Raw genomic sequence first — 18,259 nt, forward strand, 5'->3', positions numbered from 1 at the left:
CCGCCGCGCATCACCCTAAGGGGAGCGATCTCCGCCGGCGGTCCCGCATTCCTGATGGTACGCAATCCATGACCGACTTTTCCCCCCGCGAGATCGTCTCCGAGCTCGACCGGCACATCGTCGGCCAGGCGAATGCCAAGCGCGCGGTCGCCATCGCCTTGCGCAACCGCTGGCGGCGCCAGCAGCTGGACGAGAAGCTGCGCGAGGAGGTGATGCCGAAGAACATCCTCATGATCGGCCCCACCGGGGTCGGCAAGACCGAGATCTCGCGCCGCCTCGCCCGGCTTGCCGGGGCGCCGTTCCTGAAGGTGGAGGCCACCAAGTTCACCGAGGTCGGCTATGTGGGCCGCGACGTGGAGCAGATCGTGCGCGACCTCGTGGAGGTCGGCATCGGCCTGGTGCGCGAGGTCAAGCGCAAGGACGTGCAGGCCAAGGCCCACCTCGCCGCCGAGGGCCGCGTGCTCGACGCGCTGGTGGGCGCCGCCGCCTCGCCCGCCACCCGCGACGCGTTCCGGAAGCGCCTGCGCGCGGGCGAGCTCGACGACAAGGAGGTGGAGATCGAGCTGCAGTCGGGCGGCGGCGGCATGCCGATGTTCGAGATCCCCGGCATGCCGGGCGCGCAGATGGGCGCGATCTCGCTGTCCGACATGCTCGGCAAGGCCTTCGGCGGACGCGCCAAGGCGCGCCGCGTGAGCGTGAAGGACGCCCACCCGCTGCTGCTCACCGAGGAGGCGGACAAGCTCATCGACCAGGACGCCATCGTCCAGGAAGCCATCCATGCGGTGGAGAACAACGGCATCGTGTTCCTGGACGAGATCGACAAGATCGCCGGCCGCGAGGGCCGCTCGGGCGCCGACGTCTCGCGCGAGGGGGTGCAGCGCGATCTGCTGCCGCTGATCGAGGGCACCACGGTCTCCACCAAGCACGGGCCGGTGAAGACCGACCACATCCTCTTCATCGCCTCCGGCGCGTTCCACGTGTCGAAGCCCTCGGACCTGCTGCCGGAGCTGCAGGGCCGCCTGCCGATCCGGGTGGAGCTCGAGGCGCTCTCCCGCTCCGACTTCGTGCGCATCCTCACCGAGACCGAGGCGAGCCTCGTCAAGCAGTCGGTGGCGCTGATGGCGACCGAGGGGGTGGAACTGGTGGTGACGGCGGACGCGGTGGAGGCGATCGCCGACGCCGCCGTGGAGGTGAACTCGAACGTCGAGAACATCGGCGCCCGCCGGCTCCAGACGGTGATCGAGCGGGTGCTGGACGACCTTTCCTTCACCGCCCCCGACCGGGCGGGGGAGACCGTGATCGTGGACGCGGCCTACGTGCGCGACCGCGTCGCCGACCTCGCCCGCAACGCGGACCTCAGCCGGTTCATCCTCTAAGGGCGCGGCGGCCGGCGCCGCGCCCGCGGCCTATTGCCAAGCGAGGCGCTTGCGGTAGAGCGTCGAGGGGCTGAGCTCCAGCGCCGCGGCGGCGGCGGCGATGTTGCCGCCGAAGCAGGCGATGGCGCGCTCGATGGCGCGCCGCTCGGTGAGCGCCAGCGGCTCGACCGCGGCCACCTCGACCGGCAGCGGCGTGGCGCCGGCGAGGTTCGAGCCGAAGCGGCCGAGCTCCTCGGCGTCGGTCCCCTCGAGGGCGAGATGGACCGGCACGGCCGGCCCGTCGGCCAGCACCACGATGCGCCGCATCAGGTTCTGCAGCTCGCGCACGTTGCCGCGCCAGGAGCGGACCTGGAGCACCCGCGCGGCATCGGCGCCGATGCGCGGCATGGGGCGGCGCTCCTCGCCGGCGAAGCGGGCGAGGAAGGTCTCGGCGAGCAGCATCACATCGTCGCCGCGCTCGCGAAGCGGCGGCATGTGCATCTCCAGCACATGGAGCCGGTAGAACAGGTCCTCGCGCAGGCGGCCGGCGCGCACCTCCTCCACCGGGTCGCGGTTGGTGGCGCAGACGATGCGCACGTCCACCTGCCGCTCGTGCCCCTCGCCGATGCGCCGCACCTTGCTGTCCTGGAGGAAGCGCAGCAGCTTGGTCTGCAAGGCGAGGTCCATCTCGCCGATCTCGTCGAGGAACAGCGTGCCGCCGTCGGCGATCTCGGCCGCGCCGGCGCGGTCGGCGACGGCGCCGGTGAAGGCGCCGCGGGCATGGCCGAACACCTCGCTCTCCATGAGCTCGCGCGGGATGGCGCCGCAATTGAGGGCGACGAACGGCCCGCCGTGGCGCGGCGAGCGGGCGTGCACCGCCTGGGCGCACAATTCCTTGCCGGTGCCGCTCTCGCCGGTGACGAACACCGGGGCGCTGGACGCGGCCACCCGCTGGATCCGCTCGTAGAGCGCGCGCATGGGCGCCGAGCGGCCGAGGAAGCCGCAGAAGTCGCCGGTGCCGGAGCTGGCGGGACGCGCCTCCTCGCGGCTGGCGCGGCGGCGCTCCACGCGCACGGGCTCGCCCTGGAGCAGGCGCTCCACCACATCCTCCGCCTTCAGCGGCTTCAGCACCACGTCGTCGGCGCCGGCGCGCATGCAGGCGACCGCGCCGGAAACCGAGCCCTGGCCGAGGGCGACGATGAGCGCGCCCTTCATGCCGGCGGACCTGAGGCGGGTGATGGCGCCCTCGCCGCCCGGGCCGATGGCGACCACCGCCGACATGCAGTGGGGCGCCAGCGCATAGGCCGATTCGAGCGCGTCGGCCTCCATCATGTTGAGCCGGTCGCGGCGGCCGAGCGCCGCGCGCAGCAGGCGGCGCACCGAGGGATCGGGATCGCAGACGAGGACCGGTGCGGCGGCGGCTTCTGGGGAGTGCAGCATGACCTCGATCGACGGTTGGAAGGCGTCGACGGGGATCGTGCGCGCGGGAGGTAAAGAAAGGATTTTACCGCCTCCGGAAAAACCCTGATCGCCGCCGAATCGCCGCCGTCCCGCCACCCGCCGGGTGGCGCCTCAGCCGCCGCGCCGCGGCTGCACCATGGCGGCGTGCTGGCCGAGACCGGCGGCCTCGAGCGCGGCGATGGCGCGGTCGGCGAGCCCCGGCGCCGGCAGGAGGCGGTGGACCATGCGGCGGATCGTGTCCGGCCCGCCGCTGGCCTCGCCGGCGAGGGCCGCCACCGCCCGGCGCTCGTCGCCGGGGCGATGCAGCGCGTTGAACGCGAGCGCCAGAGCGAGCGCGTTCTCGCGGCTCGGATGCAGCTCGAGCTGGGGCAGCAGCGCCAGGGCGGAGGCCTCGTCGGCGCGCAGGAAGGCGGCGAGCGCGAGATAGGCGTCCTTGAGCGGTCCCGCCTGGGCGCCGTCCGCCTCGGCGCTGGCGAGCAGCGATTCGCCCTCCTCGACCCGGCCGGCGGCGATGTAGACCATGCCCACCGCGGCGGCGACGTTGGCGTCGTAGGGGTTGAGCTGGAGCGCGCGGGCGCCGGTGTCCAGCGCGGCGCGGTACTCGCCGAGGAACGCCTGCACCATCGCCAGAGAGCGGGCCGCATAGGCGCTGGCGGGCGCGAGCTCCACGGCGCGCTCGGCCGAGGTCAGCATCTGCGCAGCCCGGCCGGGCGCCGGATCGTAGGCCGATTCGCGGGTCGCCTCATCCAGAAGGGCCATGGCTTTGAGCGCATGGCCCATGGCGAAGCCGGGCAATTGCCGCGTCACGCCGTCGAGGCAGGCGCGCACGGCGGCCGGCTTCTCGCCGCTGGTGCGGGCGAGCACGGCGAAGGCGCGGGCGACGCAGCCATAGGCCGACTGGGGGGCTTCCGCACGCACCGTGGCGAGGGCGCGGGCGGTCACCACGCCCTGCGCCTCCAGGAGCGCGCCGGACACCGCGCGCACCATGCGCCGCGCGCTCGCGGCGATGTCGTCGTCCGCCTTCAGGCCCTCGACCGCGCGGGACCACAGGATGACCCCGGCGCAGCGGTCGGTCACCCGCAGCAGCAGCGAGAAGGTGCCGTCGGCGTGGCCCTCGGCCACGGTGCCGAGGGCGAAGCGCGAGCGCCCCTGGCTGCCGCAGGCGACCGGCAGGGCCGCCGCCGCCGGGGCCGCCTCGCGCACGGCGATGAAATCGAACTGGGCGAGGGCGTCGCCGAGGCGCTCCTCGAAGGCGCGCAGGACGCCGCGCTGCGGCGGTTCCACGCCCGCCGCCTCGAAGCCCGCCACCTCCATGACCGGCAGCGCCACGCGCTCGTCGTCGGCGCGCAGGGACGAATCGGAGCGGGCGGCCCATTCGACGCCGGCGAACAGCGCCACCGCCGCGAGCCCCGCCGCGATGAGCCCGAACACCCGGCGCCGGCGCGCCGCCACCGGGACGGCGGCCGCGCGCGCGGCCGCGGCATCGCGGGCGAGGGACAGATCGCCCGCTGCCGCGGGCTCGGCGTCCGCGGACGCGGGCTGGGGCTCCGCCTCGCGCCAGACGAAGGCCGGCACGTAGCTGCCGCGCGGGATCAGGATGCGCAGCGGCTCCCTGGCGCCGGCGGCGGCATAGAAATGGTCGAGCGCGCGCCGCAGGCGCGTCGCCTCCACCCGCACGATGGGATCGGTCTGCGGATCGAACGAGGTGGCGCGCCCGAGCGCCTCCACGGCGATGGTATAGCCCTTGATCTCCTCGGCGCGGCCGTCGAGCGCGGTCTCGACCACGTAGCGCAGGAACGCCGAGAGGCGCGGCGAGGCGGACAGCTCCGGTGAGGCGAGCACCCGCTCCAGCGCCGCGCGCACCTGCTCCGGGTCCGGAATCCGCGCGGCCGCGGCGTCCGGGCCGGCTTGGACCTCGGCGCCGGCATCCGCCGCCATATCGTCGATCTTCCCCATGGTCATCTTGTTTTCCGCCAGATCAGCCATGCTGGCAAGGGGGAGGGGTCGGCGCGCCGGGCGGTTTCCTCGCGGCGGCCGCGCTGCTAGCTTGCGCCACCGCGCGCCGGCGGGCGTTCACGAGCCGCCCCGGCGGGTAAGGAGAAGTGTCATGGCATTGGATGATATGGCGATAAGCGGGGCGGGCGAGCGCTCCGGCGGGGACATGGCGCCGAACGATCTCGAGGCGTTCTGGATGCCCTTCACGTCGAACCGCGCCTTCAAGAAGCGGCCGCGGATCGTCGCCAGCGCCAAGGACATGCACTATTTCACGCCCGATGGCCGCGCCGTCCTGGACGGCTGCGCCGGCCTGTGGTGCACCAATCCCGGCCACAACCGCGCGCCCATCGTCGCCGCCATCCAGAAGGCGGCGGGCGAGCTCGATTTCGGCCCGACCTTCCAGTTCGGCCATCCCGGCGCGTTCCGCCTGGCGAGCCGGATCGCCGCGCTCGCGCCGGGCGACCTCGACCACGTGTTCTTCTGCAATTCCGGCTCGGAGGCGGTGGATACCGCGCTGAAGATCGCGCTCGCCTACCACAACGTGACCGGCAAGGGCACGCGCACCCGCCTGATCGGCCGCGAGCGCGGTTATCACGGCGTGGGCTTCGGCGGCATCTCGGTCGGCGGCATGGTGGCGAACCGGCGCACCTTCGGGACCATGCTGACTGGCGTCGACCATCTGCCCACCACCTACGACCGCAAGAACCAGGCCTTCACCAAGGGCGAGCCGGAATATGGCGCGCATTTCGCCGACGAGCTCGAGCGCCTCGTCGGCCTGCACGACGCCTCGACCATCGCCGCGGTGATCGTCGAGCCCATGGCGGGGTCCACCGGCGTCATCCCCGCGCCCCAGGGCTACCTGAAGCGCCTCAGGGAGATCTGCGACAAATACGGCATTTTGCTGATCTTCGACGAGGTCATCACCGGCTTCGGCCGGCTCGGCCACGCGTTCGCGGCGGAGCGCTACGGCGTCCAGCCGGACCTCATCACCTTCGCCAAGGGCATCACGGCAGGCGCCGTGCCCATGGGCGGCGTGATCGCCCGCAACCACATCCACGAGGCCTTCATGAAGGGGCCGGAGCACATGGTGGAGCTGTTCCACGGCTACACCTATTCGGCCCATCCGCTCGCCTGCGCGGCCGGCATCGCCACCCTCGACCTCTATCGCGACGAGGATCTGTTCGCCCGCGCCAAGGCGCTCGAGCCCTATTGGGCGGACGCGGTGATGAGCCTGAAGGACAAGCCGGGCGTGCTCGACATCCGCACGGTGGGCATCACAGCCGGCATCGATCTGCCGCCGCGCGAGGGCCTGCCGGGCCAGCGCGGCTACGAGGCGCTCGAGCGCGCCTTCCACGAGGAGGACGTGATGGTCCGCACCGCCGGCGACACCCTGGTCATGACCCCGCCCCTCATCATCTCGAAGGAGCAGGTGGACGAGCTCGTCGGCAAGGTGGGCCGGGTGATCGAGAAGGCCATGTGAGCCGGCGCGCCGCGCGCGCCCGGTGGTTCAAACAATGCGGGGCGGACGCGCGATGCGTCCGCCCCGTTTTCGTATCCCGCGTCAGGCCTGCGCCGTCATAGCCGTCCCGTCAAGGCCAGGACGATGACGACGATCAGCAGGACGCCGACGATGCCGCCGGGACCATAGCCCCAACCCGAACTGTATCCCCACGTCGGCAGCGCGCCGACGAGCAGCAAAACCAGAATGACGATAAGGATCGTGGACATCTCTTCGGCTCCCTGCCGTGAATATCGACAGGGGAAACGTCGCTATGAGCTTGACGGTTCCTGAAAAGAGAGAGGTTTCAACAAATCGCGACCAGCGTTTCACAAGTCTGCGCGCGGCGCCATCAACGCGTCCGGCGCGCTCTTGTTCCCGTCAGAGCGGCTGTGTCGCCAGAACCAGCCAATCGCGCGCCGCCCCCTCCAGATAAGGCGTCACCGCCGCGCGCACGGCGCGGTGATAGGCGTCGATCTCTTCGCGCTCGCGCGGGTCGATCAGCGCGAGGTCGATCAACGCGCGCGCATAGGGCACCAGCGTCAGCGTGGCGAAGCCGAGGCAGGGCTTCTCCGCCCCCTCCACCGCGCGCGGCTCCACCAGGATCAGGTTCTCGATGCGGATGCCGTAGGCGCCGGCGCGGTAATAGCCGGGCTCGTTGGAGAGGATCATGCCCGCCGCCAGCGGCACGTGGCCGAGCTTGGAGATGCGCGCGGGGCCCTCGTGCACCGACAGGCCGGCGCCCACGCCGTGCCCGGTGCCATGGTCGAAATCGAGCCCGGCCGCCCACAGATACTGGCGCGCGAACGGGTCGAGCTGGGCCCCGGCGATGCCCTTGGGGAATACCGCGCGGGCGATGGCGAGGTGGCCCTTGAGCACCAGCGTATAGTGGGCGCGCATCTCGGCGGTGGGCGTGCCCACCGCAAGCGTGCGGGTGACGTCCGTTGTGCCGTCCGGATATTGCGCGCCGGAATCCAAGAGGAACAGCTCGCCGGCCGCGATCTTCCGGTTGGTGGCGTGCGTCACCCGGTAGTGCACGATGGCGCCGTTCGGGCCGGCGCCGGCGATGGTCGGGAACGAGACATCGGTGAGCTCGCCACTCTCGCGCCGGAAGGTCTCGAGCGCCTCCACCGCGTCGATCTCGGTGAGGCCGCCGGCCGGGGCCGCCGCGTCGAACCAGGCGAGGAAGCGGGCGAGGGCGACGGCGTCGCGCAGGTGGGCTGCGCGCATGCCGGCGATCTCCGCCGGGTTCTTCGCGGCCTTCAGCAGGGCGATGGGGTCGGCGCCCTTGTCCAGGGTGCCGCCGGAATTCTCGACCAGGTTGGCGAGCCGCACCGGGCAGGTGGCCTGGTCGATGCGCAGCCGCCGGCCGCGGGCGAAGGCGGCGAGCGCGTCGTCGAGGTGGCCGACGGGGTGCAGATGCGCCACCGCCTCCAGCGCGTCGTGCACCGCGGCGGACAGCTTGGTCCGCTCCAGGAACAACAGCGGAGCGCCCTCGGCGGGAACGATCGACCAGGCGAGCGGCAGCGGCGTGTGCGCCACGTCGGCGCCGCGGATGTTGAACAGCCACGCGCTGGCGTGGGGATCGGAGACCAGAAGCCCGTCCGCCTTGGCGGCGGCGAGCGCCTCGCGCACGCGGCGCAGCTTGGCGCCGGTCTCCTCGCCGGCGACGGCAAGATCGAGCAGCCGCACGGCGCCGCGTGGCGGCGGCGGCCGGTCGGCCCACACCGCGGCGATGGGATCGTCCGCCGCCGCCACCAGGATGCCGCCGGCCGAGGCCACCGCGCGGGCGAGCTTGTCGCGCCCGTCGAGCGTGGTGCGCCAGGGGTCGAAGCTGAGGCTCGCGCCCTTCTCCAGATGATCCTCGATCCATTTTTCCGGGCTGGTCTCGGCGAGCGGCACCACCGTGAAGGCGGCGGTGTCCACCTGGGCCGGGGCCTGGAGCGTGTAGCGCCCGTCCACGAACAGCGCCGCCTCCTTGGCGAGCACCACCAGCAGGCCGGCCGAGCCGGTGAAGCCGGTGAGGAAGGCGAGGCGCTCCTCGCAGGCCGGCACATATTCGTTCTGGTGCGCGTCGGCGCGCGGAACCACGTAGCCGTCGAGGCCGCGCCGGGCGAGCTCCGCGCGCAGCGCCGCCAGCCGCTCGGCGCCGCGGGCGCCGTCGGCGAGGTCGTCGAAGCTCTGGAACAGGGCCTTGAAGCGGGGCGGTGCGGCGGTGCGGTGGGGCTCGGACATGACGGGACCATAAGAGCGCCCCTTGCGCTCCGCAATCGCCGGCAAAAGGGTGTGGACGCGGCGCGGCGCCAGCGCCTGCCGCCAGCTTGCCTCTTGCTGGCGGCGGGGCGCCTTGGCTATGGTGCGTGTCCGTGCGGGCGTAGTTCAGTGGTAGAACGACAGCTTCCCAAGCTGTATGTCGTGGGTTCGATTCCCATCGCCCGCTCCAGTCCCCCGAGCATTTGCAGGCCTGTCCTCCGCTTCCGCAGCGGCGCGACGGCCATCCGCACGCCGGTACCTCGCGCCGGCCGGTCGATCGACAGGACCCGCTGGCGGAACGCCCACATGGACCAGGGGCAGCAGGTGGCGTAGACTATTCCTCTTCCGTGGTGGTGGTCCGATGACGGCAGACCGGCGGGACAAGCTCATCGTCGCTCTTCCCGATGCGTTGGAGGAGATCGTCCGCGTCGGTGACGGCACCGGCGACGGCTCGCTGCTGATCGAGACCGACGAGGCCGCCGACCGGCGGCAGATCCGCATCCGGCGCCGGGACGGCAGCGAAGGCTGGGCCGTGCTGTCCGAGGCCATCCTGCAGGTCGGCGGCGAGCCGCACCGGGTGGCTGTGCTGCACGACGCGGCCGAGGATCTCCAGTCCCGCGAGCAACTGCGCCGGCTCTCCCTGGTGGCGAACGCCACCGACCGGGCCTTGCTGCTGCTCGACGAGCAGAGGCGCGCCGTCTACGCCAACCCGGCCTTCACCGAGCTGTTCGGCTACACTTTGGCCGAGATCGTCGGCCGCGTGCCCACCGAGCTGCTCGAGGGTCCGCATACCGACCCGGAGGCGTTGGCCCGGCTCCGGGCGCGGGCGGCGGCAGGGGAATCCTTTCACGACGAGTTCATCGCCCGCGACAAGTCCGGCCGGGACATCCTCACCCTGGTCTCCGTCAGCGCCGTCGCGGCGGATGACGGAAGCGTCCGCAACATCGTTCTGGTGATGGAGGACATCACCAAGGACAAGCAGATCGAGACCCTGCGGCGCGAGATGTTGGAGGCGCTGACCAGCGCGGCCTCGCTGCGCGACGTGGGCGACTTCCTGTGCCGGCGGGTGGAGGCGCTGGCGCCGGACGTGGTGTGCTCGTTCATCCTGGTGGATGCGGAGCGCAAGCTGCGGCCGCTCTCCGCGCCGAGCCTGCCCGCTTCCTTCAGCGATGCCATCGACGGGGCCGCCATCGGGCCCTGCAGCGGCAGCTGCGGCACGGCGGCCCATCGCGGTGAGCCGGTCCAGGTGACGGACATCTACAGCGATCCCCTGTGGGCGTCGTTCCTCAATCTTGGTCTGCCGCCGGAACTGAAGGCCTGCTGGTCGTCGCCCATCAAGGCCCGGTCCGGGCGCGTGGTCGGCACCTTCGCGTTCTATTTCTCGGACAATCGCGGCCCGAGCGCGTGGCACGAGCAGATCGTCGCCACCTGCCTGCATCTGTGCATGATCGCCATCGAGCGGCACGAGGCCAACGAGCAGATCGCGCGGCTCGCGCATTTCGACCCGCTCACCGGTTTGCCCAACCGGACCCGCTTCCACGAGGACATTGCAGGCCTGGCGCGCGAGGCCGCGGGCGACAACGTCGCCTTCTTCTTCCTCGACATGGACCGCTTCAACGACGTCAACGAGACCCTGGGCCACAGCGCCGGGGACCAGATGCTCATGGAGGTGGCGCTCCGGTTGCAGCGGCTGTTCCATGGCGTGGACTCGGTCTACCGCTTCAATGGCGACGAGTTCCTCGTGGTCCTGCCGGGCTGCTCCGCCGAGCGGGCGGCGGCCGAGGCGCAGCGGATGCTGGTGGCGCTGAGCGAGCCGTTCGATCTTTCCGGGGTCCGGCTCGCGAAGTCGGCGAGCATCGGCATCAGCCTCCATCCGGAGAACGGCGGCGACGGCGAGACGCTGCTCCAGCACGCCGGCGCCGCCCTGTCGGAGGCGAAGAAGACGCAGCGCGGCACCATCCATTTCTTCAGCCCGGAGATGGATGCGGTGCTGCAGCAGCGGCTGCGTCTCGGCAACGCGCTCAGGGAAGCCATTGCCAGCGATGCGCTGGAGCTGCACTACCAGCCCCAGCTGGCGCCCGGCACGCTCGCGCTGCGCGGGGTGGAGGCGCTCGCCCGATGGACCCATCCGACGCTGGGCCGGATCCCGCCGGACCAGTTCATCCCGGTCGCCGAGGAGACCGATCAGATCGAGGCCATCGGCACCTGGTCGCTGGGCGAGGCCTGCCGGCAGCTGGCGCAGTGGCGCGCCATGGGCATCCCCATCCCGACGGTTTCGGTGAACCTGTCGGCGCTTCATTTCCGCAACAGCGCGCTGCCGGGCTTCATCGCCGGCGTGCTCGATCGCTACGGCCTGCCGCCGCAAAGCCTGACGGTGGAAATCACCGAGAGCATCATGGTCGACCGGGGCGACCGCACGCTGGAGACCGTGCGCGCCGTGCGCGATCTCGGCGTCGGCCTGTCGATGGACGATTTCGGCACCGGATTTTCCAGTCTTTCCAACATCTCGCGCCTGCCGATCAGCGAATTGAAGATCGACCGCAGCTTCATGCAGCACTTCGAGGACGACGCGCATGCCCAGGCCCTGGTGCGGGCGGTGATCGGCATCGGCCTGAGCCTCGGCCTCGTGGTCGTCTGCGAGGGCGTCGAGACCGAGCCGCAGAGCCGGTTCCTGGAGCAACTGGGATGCTCGGTGGTGCAGGGCTATCTGTTCTCGCGGCCGCTGACGCCCGACGGGCTGGTTGCCTGGATGGCCGCGCGGGCGGGCGCCGCCACCCCGGCTGGCCCGCATTGATCGCGGCCCCGGTGCGGGGATCGACCGACAAAGTACGGCCCGGTGTCGGCTGAGCCCGGGCCCGTCCGTCCTTGGGGCAGGGGACCGGCAAGCCGCTGTGGCGGCGCGCCTTCCGCCCCTTTCCCGCCGCAAGGCACCAGGACCGGACGGGGAAGCCCCGGCCGGTCCCAGGAGGACCACCGCTTATGCCCAGCACCATCCGCCTGCACCGCGTTTTCTCCACCTCCCCGCAGAAGCTCTACCGCGCCTTCACCGAGGCGGACGCGCTCGCCAAGTGGCTCCCGCCGGACGGCTTCACCTGCACGGTCGAGCACCTGGAGGCGAAGGTCGGCGGCACGTTCCGTATGTCGTTCCGCAATTTCACGAACGGGCAGAGCCACGGCTTCGGCGGCGCCTATCTCGACCTCGTTCCCGGCGCGCGGCTGCGCTACACCGACCGCTTCGACGATCCCAACCTGCCGGGCGAGATGGTGGTGAGCGTGGTGCTGAGGCAGGTCTCGGTCGGCACCGAGATCGAGATCGAGCAGGCCGGCGTGCCGGACCTCATCCCCGCCGAGGCCTGCTATCTCGGCTGGCAGCAGTCGCTGCACAATCTCGCGCGCCTAGTGGAGCCCGCGATCGACCAGTAGCGGCGCCGTCAGGCGCGCAGGGCCTGGCGCGCCACCTCGACCCACCAGGTGGCGCCCAGCGCCAGCACGTCGTCGTCGAAGTCGAAGGTGGGGCTGTGCAGCGACTTGCCGCCCTCGATCGGGCCGGTGCCGAGCCACAGATAGCAGCCGGGCTTCTGGCGGAGCATGAAGGCGAAATCCTCCGACACCATGGAGGGCGCGACGTCGGTCTCGACCGAGGCGGCGCCGGCCGCGCGGGCGGCGGCGGCGGCAAGGCCCAGCTCGGCCGCGGCGTTCACCGTCGCCGGATAGCGCCGGTCATAAGCGAGCGCCACCGCGCAGCCGAAGGAGGCGGCGACGCCGCGGCAGATGTCGCCCATGCGGGCCTCGATCAGGTCCTGCACCGGCAGCGTGAAATGGCGCGTGCAGCCGCGCATCACCACCTCGCAGGGCAGGACGTTATAGGCGTCGCCGCCATGGATCTGGGTCACCGAGACCACGGCATTCTCCAGCGGGTCGAGCGACCGCGCGACGATGGACTGGAGCTGGGTCTGAACCTGGGCGGCGGCGAGCAGCAGGTCCGTGCCCTGGTGCGGCATGGCGGCGTGGGCGCCGCGTCCGGTGAGGGTGATGTCGAAAGTGTCGTAGGCCGCCATCAGCGGGCCGGCGCGCCCGGCGAACGAGCCCTTCTCCTGGCCCGGCCAGTTGTGGAGGCCGAACACCCGCTCCACCGGGAAGCGCGCGAACAGGCCGTCCTCGATCATCGCCTGGGCGCCGCCCGCGCCCTCCTCCGCCGGCTGGAAGATGAAGTGGATCGTGCCCTCGATCTGCGGATGCTCGGCGAAATAGCGGGCGGCGGCGAGCAGCATCGTCATGTGCCCATCATGGCCGCAGGCGTGCATCTTGCCGGGAATGCGCGAGGCATAAGGCCGGTTGGTCTGCTCGAGGATGGGCAGCGCGTCCATGTCGGCGCGCAGGCCGACCGAAGGGCCGGCGCCGCCGGCGAGGCTCGCCACGACCCCGGTGCCGCCGAGCCCGCGCGCGGGCGTGTAGCCGAAGCTTTCCAGCTTCGCGGCGAGGAAATCGGCGGTCCAGCGCTCCTCGTAGGCGAGCTCGGGATGCTGGTGCAGGGTGCGGCGCCAGTCGGCCATTTCCGCGCGGAGGGCCTCGAAATATGCGGCTGCGTGCGACCCCATCGTGCCTGTCTCCCATGCCCGCCGTGGCGGCTTGACGGTGTACTTACTAATGGTACAGTAAAATCCAGATCCCGGACAAGGAGCCGTCCATGACCCTCGCCGAGGCCTCGGCCGCACCGACCGAGTTCGTGAAGACCTGGCGCGACGGGCCGATCGCCCGCATCAGCCTCAATCGTCCCGAGAAGCACAATGCCAAGAATCTCGAGATGATCCAGCAGCTTCACGATGCCATGATGGCGGCGGACGAGGACCCCGACGTGCGCGTCATCGTGCTGAGCGGGGAGGGGCCGTCCTTCTCCTCGGGCCACGATGTCTCCGACATCGACTTCGTGCCCGAGGTCGCGGCCATGTACGCGACACCGGAGCGCCGGCTCGAGACCGAGCGCAAGATGTATTTCGACAAGTGCCTCGCCATCCGCAACACCCGCAAGGTGACGATCGCGCAGATCCACGGCTATTGCCTCGCCGCCGGCATGATGGGGGCGGCCATGTGCGACCTCATCGTCGCCTCGGAGGACGCTAAGTTCGGCATGCCGGTCTTGAGCCGCTTCTGCGCCGTGGGCGAGATGCTGTTCGAGCCCTGGGATATGGGCGCACGGCGCGCCAAGGAATTCCTCTTCACCGGCGACGTGGTGGATGCGCGCCGCGCCGAGCAGCTGGGCTTCGTCAACCGCGTGGTGCCGCGCGACCAGCTGGAGGAGGAGACGAGGAAGCTCGCGCTCAAGATCGCCGCCCAGCCGCCGGTCTCGCTGGAGCTCACCAAGGCCTCGATCAACCGCACCCTCGACATCATGGGCCAGCGCGAGGCGTTCGAGTATCACTTCATGGCGCACGTCTTCTCCCACTTCACCCAGGAGGCGGTGGACGAGCGCGCGCGCCGCACCGCCGCGGGCTCCACCAAAGGCGCGCGCCGCATGACGCCGAAGGCGGTCTGAGCGCCATGGACGCGGAGCCGATGCACGCCGATGGACGGCCGAAGGGGGCGCCGGTCACGCTCGACATCAAGGTGCGCTTCAGCGACCTCGACGCCTCGGGGCACCTGAACAACGCCAACATCGTCAAGTATATCGAGGAAGCGCGCATCCTCTATTACGAGGCGGTGACCGGCATGGCGATCCCGGCCGACCTTGACCATTGGGTGCTGGCCGAGATCCTGGTGAGCTACCGCGCGGTGGGGCGCTTCGGCGACGACATCCGCATCACCATCTCGGTGCCCTGGATCAAGAGATCGAGCGCGGGATGGGTCTTCACCCTCACCCGCCTTGGCGACGGCGCGCTGATCGCCGAGGGCAGCGGGGTCCATGTCCATGTGGACCAGGCGACCGGCAAGGGAAGCGAGATTCCCGCGCACTGGCGCCAGGCCATCCTCGACCACGAAGGCATCGAGAGCGGCGCGCCGGCCGGCGCGAGCGCGGTATGAACCGCACTGTCCTTGGTGACGTTCGGCGCGGCCGGTCCCGGCGTCATCCCCCGGCTTGTCCGGGGATCCACGGTGCGGCCTTGCCGGCGTTCAGGATTGAGGCGCAGCGCAAATTTGAACAGTGGATGCCCGGACAAGCCGGGGCATGACGCAGACAATGACGACGACGGCACATGGAGCCGTCGTCCCCGACCGCCCGTAGGGCGCGCTCCCGAAGACGCCTCCCTCCCCGCGAGACCGCCATGCCTGCGTCCGAAGATCTTCCCTACGTGCTCGTGGACGTGTTCACCGACACCCCCTTCGGCGGCAATCCGCTGGCGGTCTTCACCACCGCCGAAGGGCTCTCGGACGGTGAGATGCAGGCCATCGCCCGCGAGCTGAACCTCAGCGAGACCACCTTCGTCTTCCCGCCGCCGGCGGGGCAGGAAGGGCACACGGTGCGCATCTTCACGCCGCGCGCCGAGCTTCCCTTTGCCGGCCATCCCACCATCGGCACGGCGCTGGTGCTGCACGCTTCGCACGGCGGCGCCCACCTCGTGCTGCACGAGAAGATCGGGCCGGTGCCGGTGCGCATCCTGGCGGCCGAGGGGGCGCCGCGCGCCGTGCTCACCAGCCCGAGGATCCCCGAGCGCATCGCCGACGCGCCGCCGGCCGACCTGCTGGCGCGGCTGCTGGGGCTCGGACCCGGCGAGGTGCTGGGCGGCGCAGTCGCCCCCGCCTGCTGCTCGGCCGGGGTGCCCTTCACCTTCATTCCCGTGCGCGACCGTGCCGCGCTGGCGCGCGCCCGGCTCGACGGCGCGCTGTGGCAGACGGCGCTGGCGGACGGGCCGGCGCCGCACATCTATGTGCTGACCATGGAGGATTGGCGGGCCGGCACCGCGCTCTGCGCCCGCATGTTCGCGCCCGCCATGGGCATTGCCGAGGACCCGGCGACCGGCGTCGCGGCGGTGGCGCTCGCCGCCTTCCTCGCCGGCCTGCGGGATCTGGCGCAGGGGGCGAACCGGTTCGCCATCCGCCAGGGCGAGGACATGGGCCGGCCGAGCCGCGTGGAGCTGACCGTGGACGTGTCGGGCGGCCGCATCGCCGGCGTCCATGTGGGCGGCGGGGCGGTGCGCATCGGCGGCGGCGCCCTCTCCCGCGCCGCGCTCGCCCGGCGCGCCGGCTGAGGGAGCGCCGATCCGCCCGGGTCCTGACGGCGCGCGTGATCCGAACGGCGCTCGGACCGTTCCGGGAGGCGATGACCCATACGTCGTTTGGCAGGCAAGCCGACCGCTGCGTTCCCCGCGGCGCGCCGGCCAGGCGGAACCTCCTGCGATCGAAGAACATTTCCTGCTCCCGCACCGGAGGCGTCTTGACAGGTGCGGCGTTCTGGCCTAACTCTGTGTCTTACTTACTGATCAATAGAATGAGGTTGCCACCATGGAGTCGCCCCTGTTCAAGGCGATCATGTCCTCCTTCCCCACCGGGGTCTCGGTGGTGACCGCGCTCGACGGGGAGGGCCAGCCGCGCGGGATCACCTGCAGCGCGGTGTGCTCGGTCTCGCTCGAGCCGGCCCTGCTGCTGGTGTGCATCGGCAAGGGCTCCGGCACGCTGCCGGTGCTGCGCGCGCGCGGCTCGTTCGTGGTGAACTTCCTCGCCGAGAACGGCGGCGAGGTGGCCTATGCCTGCGCGTCGAAGACCGCGGACAAGTTCGCCGGCGTGCGCTGGCAGCCGTCCGGGCGGGCCCACGGCGCGCCGATCCTCGCCGAGCACGCGGTGGCCTATGCCGAGTGCACGGTCCACGAGCTGGTGGACGCGGGCGACCATCTGGTGGTCATCGCCAAGGTGGAGGACGGGGCGGCCTTCGAGGCGCGCCACCCCCTCGTCCATGCGCGCGGGCGGCTCGCGCAGCTGAACAAGGCGGCGGCGCAGGCGGCGTGATCAGGAGGCGCGCTTGACGCGGCGGCGCGGGGCGGCTTCGTCCGGCGGCGGCGCGGCCGGGGCGGCATCCGCCTCGGGCGGGCCGCGAAAGGCGCCGCCCGACAGGATGTCCATATAGGCGCTGGCGATCTCGTCGGCGCCGAGCGCGCCGTCGGGCTTGTGCCAGCGCAGCACCCAATTGGTCATGCCGATGATGCCGAGGGCGAGCATCTGCCGGTTCACCGGCCGCATCTCGCCGGCGCGGGCGGCGTCCTCGATGATGCCGCGGATCTGGTGGTAATATTCCTCCTCCATCTCCGCGAGGCGGGCGGCGTGCTGGGGCTCGAGCTCGACGCGCTCGCGCAGGAAGATGGTGAACAGCTCCCGCTGCTTCAGCATCATGGCGATGTGCCGGCGGACGATTTCGCCGAGCTTCGCGCGGTTGGACAGGGGGCTTCGCGCCACGTCCGCCGCCATCTCGCGCAGCTGGCGCACCGGACGCACGATCAGCTCGCCGAGAATCTCCTGCTTGCTGCCGAAATAATAGTAGAGCGCCGCCGAGGTCGTGCCGAGCTCGCGGCCGATGTCCTGGATCGTGCTCGCGCGGTAGCCCTTGTCGGAGAACACGGCTGCCGCAGCCATGAGTACCTCTTCCTTGCGGCCGCGGTTTGATTGCTCTTCGACAGTCATTCCTGAATTCCGCGCGGTTGAAGGTCTGGCCGCCATGAGGCTCGACACGACGCTATTACGCCAAATCACACGACGATGGCAAACAAGGGGAGCTCCGGGTGAATACGGGGCGGGGGGCTTCCGCAGATCACGGGCGCAGCACGATCTTGCCTCCCACCGCCCCGCGTTCCAGCGCCGCGAACGCGGCGGCGGCCTCGCCGAGCGGCAGGACGCGGGCCACCGGCGGGCGCAGGCCGCGCGCGGCGCAGAAGCCGGCCAGCGCCTCCAGCTGGGCGCGCGAGCCCATGGCGCTGCCGACGATGGTGAGGTCCATGGTGAAGAGGCGGGCGATGTCCACCGTGGCGCTGTAGCCCGTGGTGCCGCCGGGCACCACCATCACCCCGCCGCGCTTCAGGCATTTCAGCGAATGGTCCCAGGTGGCGGGGCCGACGGAATCCATCGCCGCGTCCACCCGCTCCGGCAGGCGCGCGCCCGGCTCCACCGCCTCGTCGGCGCCGCGCGCGCGGGCGAAGGCGCGCGAGGCCGCGCTGCGACCGGTGACGAACACCCGAAGGCCGGCCGCCTTGGCGAGCATCACCAAGGCGGTGGAGAGCCCGCCGCTCGCGCCCTGCACCAGGATGCTGCCGCCGGGCTCCACCCGCGCCTTCTCGAACAGCATGCGCCAGGCGGTGAGCCATGCGGTGGGCAGGCAGGCGGCCTCCTCCCAGCCGAGCGCCGCCGGCTTGGCGACGAGGTTTTCCCGCGGCACGCAGACATAGTCCGCGAAGGTGCCGTCATAGCGCCCCGACAGGACGCCGAAGGCGGGCGCGGAGATCAGGGGATGGACGATCACCTGCGCCCCGTCCTCGCTCACCCCGGCCGCGTCCATGCCGAGGATGCGCGGCAGGTCGGCCGGCGACAGGCCGGCGCCGCCGCGCTGGCGCATGGCCTCGCCGCCCTTCAGCGACCACAAATCGTGATGGTTCAGCGCGGCGGCGACCACCTTCACCCGCGCCCAGCCCGCCGGCGGCGCGGGCAAGGGGCGCGGGCCCACCTTCAGCCCGGCGAGCGGGCGGTCGGGGTCGAAATGCGAGGCATAGGCCGCGAGCAT

General features: G+C 71.5%; 15 protein-coding genes and 1 tRNA gene. 9 read left to right on the plus strand and 7 right to left on the minus strand.

The features are described 5' to 3' along the window. Window positions 1-68: 68 nt before the first annotated feature. Complete coding sequence (gene hslU, locus ABLE88_RS18295) at window positions 69-1,376, plus strand: ATP-dependent protease ATPase subunit HslU (protein ID WP_348833136.1); 1,308 nt, start codon at window positions 69-71, stop codon at window positions 1,374-1,376. 30 nt (window positions 1,377-1,406) lie between these two features. Here hslU and ABLE88_RS18300 read toward each other — a convergent pair whose 3' ends face one another. Continuing rightward, window positions 1,407-2,795, minus strand: coding sequence for a sigma-54 dependent transcriptional regulator (locus ABLE88_RS18300; RefSeq protein WP_348833137.1), 1,389 nt, complete (start codon window positions 2,793-2,795; stop codon window positions 1,407-1,409). A 132-nt stretch (window positions 2,796-2,927) separates the two neighbouring features. Beyond that, window positions 2,928-4,778, minus strand: coding sequence for a tetratricopeptide repeat protein (locus ABLE88_RS18305; protein ID WP_348833138.1), 1,851 nt, complete (start codon window positions 4,776-4,778; stop codon window positions 2,928-2,930). A 145-nt stretch (window positions 4,779-4,923) separates the two neighbouring features. Between ABLE88_RS18305 and aptA the strand changes: the two genes are divergently transcribed. Continuing rightward, a complete protein-coding gene (aptA, locus tag ABLE88_RS18310; RefSeq protein WP_348833139.1) occupies window positions 4,924-6,291 on the plus strand; it encodes an omega-aminotransferase AptA in 1,368 nt (455 codons plus the stop codon). A 95-nt stretch (window positions 6,292-6,386) separates the two neighbouring features. Here aptA and ABLE88_RS18315 read toward each other — a convergent pair whose 3' ends face one another. Both ABLE88_RS18315 and ABLE88_RS18320 read right to left on the minus strand, forming a co-directional pair. After that, window positions 6,387-6,539 carry a DUF3309 family protein gene (locus tag ABLE88_RS18315; RefSeq protein WP_348833140.1) on the minus strand — a complete coding sequence of 51 codons (153 nt, stop codon included), beginning with the start codon at window positions 6,537-6,539 and terminating at the stop codon, window positions 6,387-6,389. A 151-nt stretch (window positions 6,540-6,690) separates the two neighbouring features. Further along, window positions 6,691-8,544, minus strand: coding sequence for an aminopeptidase P family protein (locus ABLE88_RS18320; RefSeq protein WP_348833141.1), 1,854 nt, complete (start codon window positions 8,542-8,544; stop codon window positions 6,691-6,693). Window positions 8,545-8,677: 133 nt separating this feature from the next. Between ABLE88_RS18320 and ABLE88_RS18325 the strand changes: the two genes are divergently transcribed. From ABLE88_RS18325 to ABLE88_RS18335, 3 genes are all read left to right on the plus strand, one after another. After that, a tRNA-Gly gene (locus ABLE88_RS18325) sits at window positions 8,678-8,752 on the plus strand. Between the two features lie 171 nt (window positions 8,753-8,923). Then, window positions 8,924-11,356 (plus strand): EAL domain-containing protein, encoded by a 2,433-nt coding sequence (locus ABLE88_RS18330; protein WP_348833142.1) that lies wholly within the window; start codon window positions 8,924-8,926, stop codon window positions 11,354-11,356. Between the two features lie 185 nt (window positions 11,357-11,541). Then, window positions 11,542-11,985 carry an SRPBCC family protein gene (locus ABLE88_RS18335; RefSeq protein ID WP_348833143.1) on the plus strand — a complete coding sequence of 148 codons (444 nt, stop codon included), beginning with the start codon at window positions 11,542-11,544 and terminating at the stop codon, window positions 11,983-11,985. 8 nt (window positions 11,986-11,993) lie between these two features. Here the strand turns inward: ABLE88_RS18335 and ABLE88_RS18340 are convergent, their stop codons facing one another. Continuing rightward, a complete protein-coding gene (locus ABLE88_RS18340) occupies window positions 11,994-13,160 on the minus strand; it encodes a M20 aminoacylase family protein (protein ID WP_348833144.1) in 1,167 nt (388 codons plus the stop codon). Window positions 13,161-13,249: 89 nt separating this feature from the next. Between ABLE88_RS18340 and ABLE88_RS18345 the strand changes: the two genes are divergently transcribed. From ABLE88_RS18345 to ABLE88_RS18360, 4 genes are all read left to right on the plus strand, one after another. After that, complete coding sequence (locus ABLE88_RS18345; protein ID WP_348833145.1) at window positions 13,250-14,095, plus strand: enoyl-CoA hydratase; 846 nt, start codon at window positions 13,250-13,252, stop codon at window positions 14,093-14,095. A gap of 5 nt (window positions 14,096-14,100) precedes the next feature. Further along, window positions 14,101-14,580, plus strand: coding sequence for an acyl-CoA thioesterase (locus ABLE88_RS18350; protein ID WP_348833146.1), 480 nt, complete (start codon window positions 14,101-14,103; stop codon window positions 14,578-14,580). A 242-nt stretch (window positions 14,581-14,822) separates the two neighbouring features. Then, on the plus strand, window positions 14,823-15,746 hold the full coding sequence (locus tag ABLE88_RS18355) for a PhzF family protein (protein WP_348833147.1): 924 nt from the start codon (window positions 14,823-14,825) through the stop codon (window positions 15,744-15,746). Window positions 15,747-15,999: 253 nt separating this feature from the next. After that, window positions 16,000-16,500: a flavin reductase family protein gene (locus tag ABLE88_RS18360; RefSeq protein WP_348833148.1), complete on the plus strand. Its 501-nt coding sequence runs from the start codon at window positions 16,000-16,002 to the stop codon at window positions 16,498-16,500. On the opposite strand, the gene ABLE88_RS18365 is transcribed toward ABLE88_RS18360, so the two are convergent. Together ABLE88_RS18365 and ABLE88_RS18370 are read right to left on the minus strand one after the other, a co-directional pair. Further along, window positions 16,501-17,121 (minus strand): TetR/AcrR family transcriptional regulator, encoded by a 621-nt coding sequence (locus ABLE88_RS18365; protein WP_348833149.1) that lies wholly within the window; start codon window positions 17,119-17,121, stop codon window positions 16,501-16,503. It lies immediately after the preceding gene. Between the two features lie 175 nt (window positions 17,122-17,296). Continuing rightward, the gene (locus ABLE88_RS18370) at window positions 17,297-18,259 is read right to left on the minus strand and encodes a zinc-binding dehydrogenase (RefSeq protein ID WP_348833150.1); all 963 of its coding nucleotides are present in this window, start codon (window positions 18,257-18,259) and stop codon (window positions 17,297-17,299) included.

Origin of the sequence: Xanthobacter luteus (genome assembly GCF_040049235.1) — a bacterium.
In the GTDB taxonomy this organism is placed as follows: domain Bacteria; phylum Pseudomonadota; class Alphaproteobacteria; order Rhizobiales; family Xanthobacteraceae; genus Xanthobacter.

What these genes read in the sequence shown, in the direction of transcription:
- ABLE88_RS18305 (WP_348833138.1), bottom strand. Translation starts at nt 4,778, where the DNA reads ATGACCATGGGGAAGATCGACGATATGGCGGCGGATGCCGGCGCCGAG.
- aptA (WP_348833139.1), top strand. Translation starts at nt 4,924, where the DNA reads ATGGCATTGGATGATATGGCGATAAGCGGGGCGGGCGAGCGCTCCGGC.
- ABLE88_RS18360 (WP_348833148.1), top strand. Translation starts at nt 16,000, where the DNA reads ATGGAGTCGCCCCTGTTCAAGGCGATCATGTCCTCCTTCCCCACCGGG.
- ABLE88_RS18300 (WP_348833137.1), bottom strand. Translation starts at nt 2,795, where the DNA reads ATGCTGCACTCCCCAGAAGCCGCCGCCGCACCGGTCCTCGTCTGCGAT.
- ABLE88_RS18320 (WP_348833141.1), bottom strand. Translation starts at nt 8,544, where the DNA reads ATGTCCGAGCCCCACCGCACCGCCGCACCGCCCCGCTTCAAGGCCCTG.
- hslU (WP_348833136.1), top strand. Translation starts at nt 69, where the DNA reads ATGACCGACTTTTCCCCCCGCGAGATCGTCTCCGAGCTCGACCGGCAC.
- ABLE88_RS18330 (WP_348833142.1), top strand. Translation starts at nt 8,924, where the DNA reads ATGACGGCAGACCGGCGGGACAAGCTCATCGTCGCTCTTCCCGATGCG.
- ABLE88_RS18350 (WP_348833146.1), top strand. Translation starts at nt 14,101, where the DNA reads ATGGACGCGGAGCCGATGCACGCCGATGGACGGCCGAAGGGGGCGCCG.
- ABLE88_RS18365 (WP_348833149.1), bottom strand. Translation starts at nt 17,121, where the DNA reads ATGGCTGCGGCAGCCGTGTTCTCCGACAAGGGCTACCGCGCGAGCACG.
- ABLE88_RS18355 (WP_348833147.1), top strand. Translation starts at nt 14,823, where the DNA reads ATGCCTGCGTCCGAAGATCTTCCCTACGTGCTCGTGGACGTGTTCACC.
- ABLE88_RS18315 (WP_348833140.1), bottom strand. Translation starts at nt 6,539, where the DNA reads ATGTCCACGATCCTTATCGTCATTCTGGTTTTGCTGCTCGTCGGCGCG.
- ABLE88_RS18340 (WP_348833144.1), bottom strand. Translation starts at nt 13,160, where the DNA reads ATGGGGTCGCACGCAGCCGCATATTTCGAGGCCCTCCGCGCGGAAATG.
- ABLE88_RS18345 (WP_348833145.1), top strand. Translation starts at nt 13,250, where the DNA reads ATGACCCTCGCCGAGGCCTCGGCCGCACCGACCGAGTTCGTGAAGACC.
- ABLE88_RS18370 (WP_348833150.1), bottom strand. Translation starts at nt 18,259, where the DNA reads ATGCTCGCGGCCTATGCCTCGCATTTCGACCCCGACCGCCCGCTCGCC.
- ABLE88_RS18335 (WP_348833143.1), top strand. Translation starts at nt 11,542, where the DNA reads ATGCCCAGCACCATCCGCCTGCACCGCGTTTTCTCCACCTCCCCGCAG.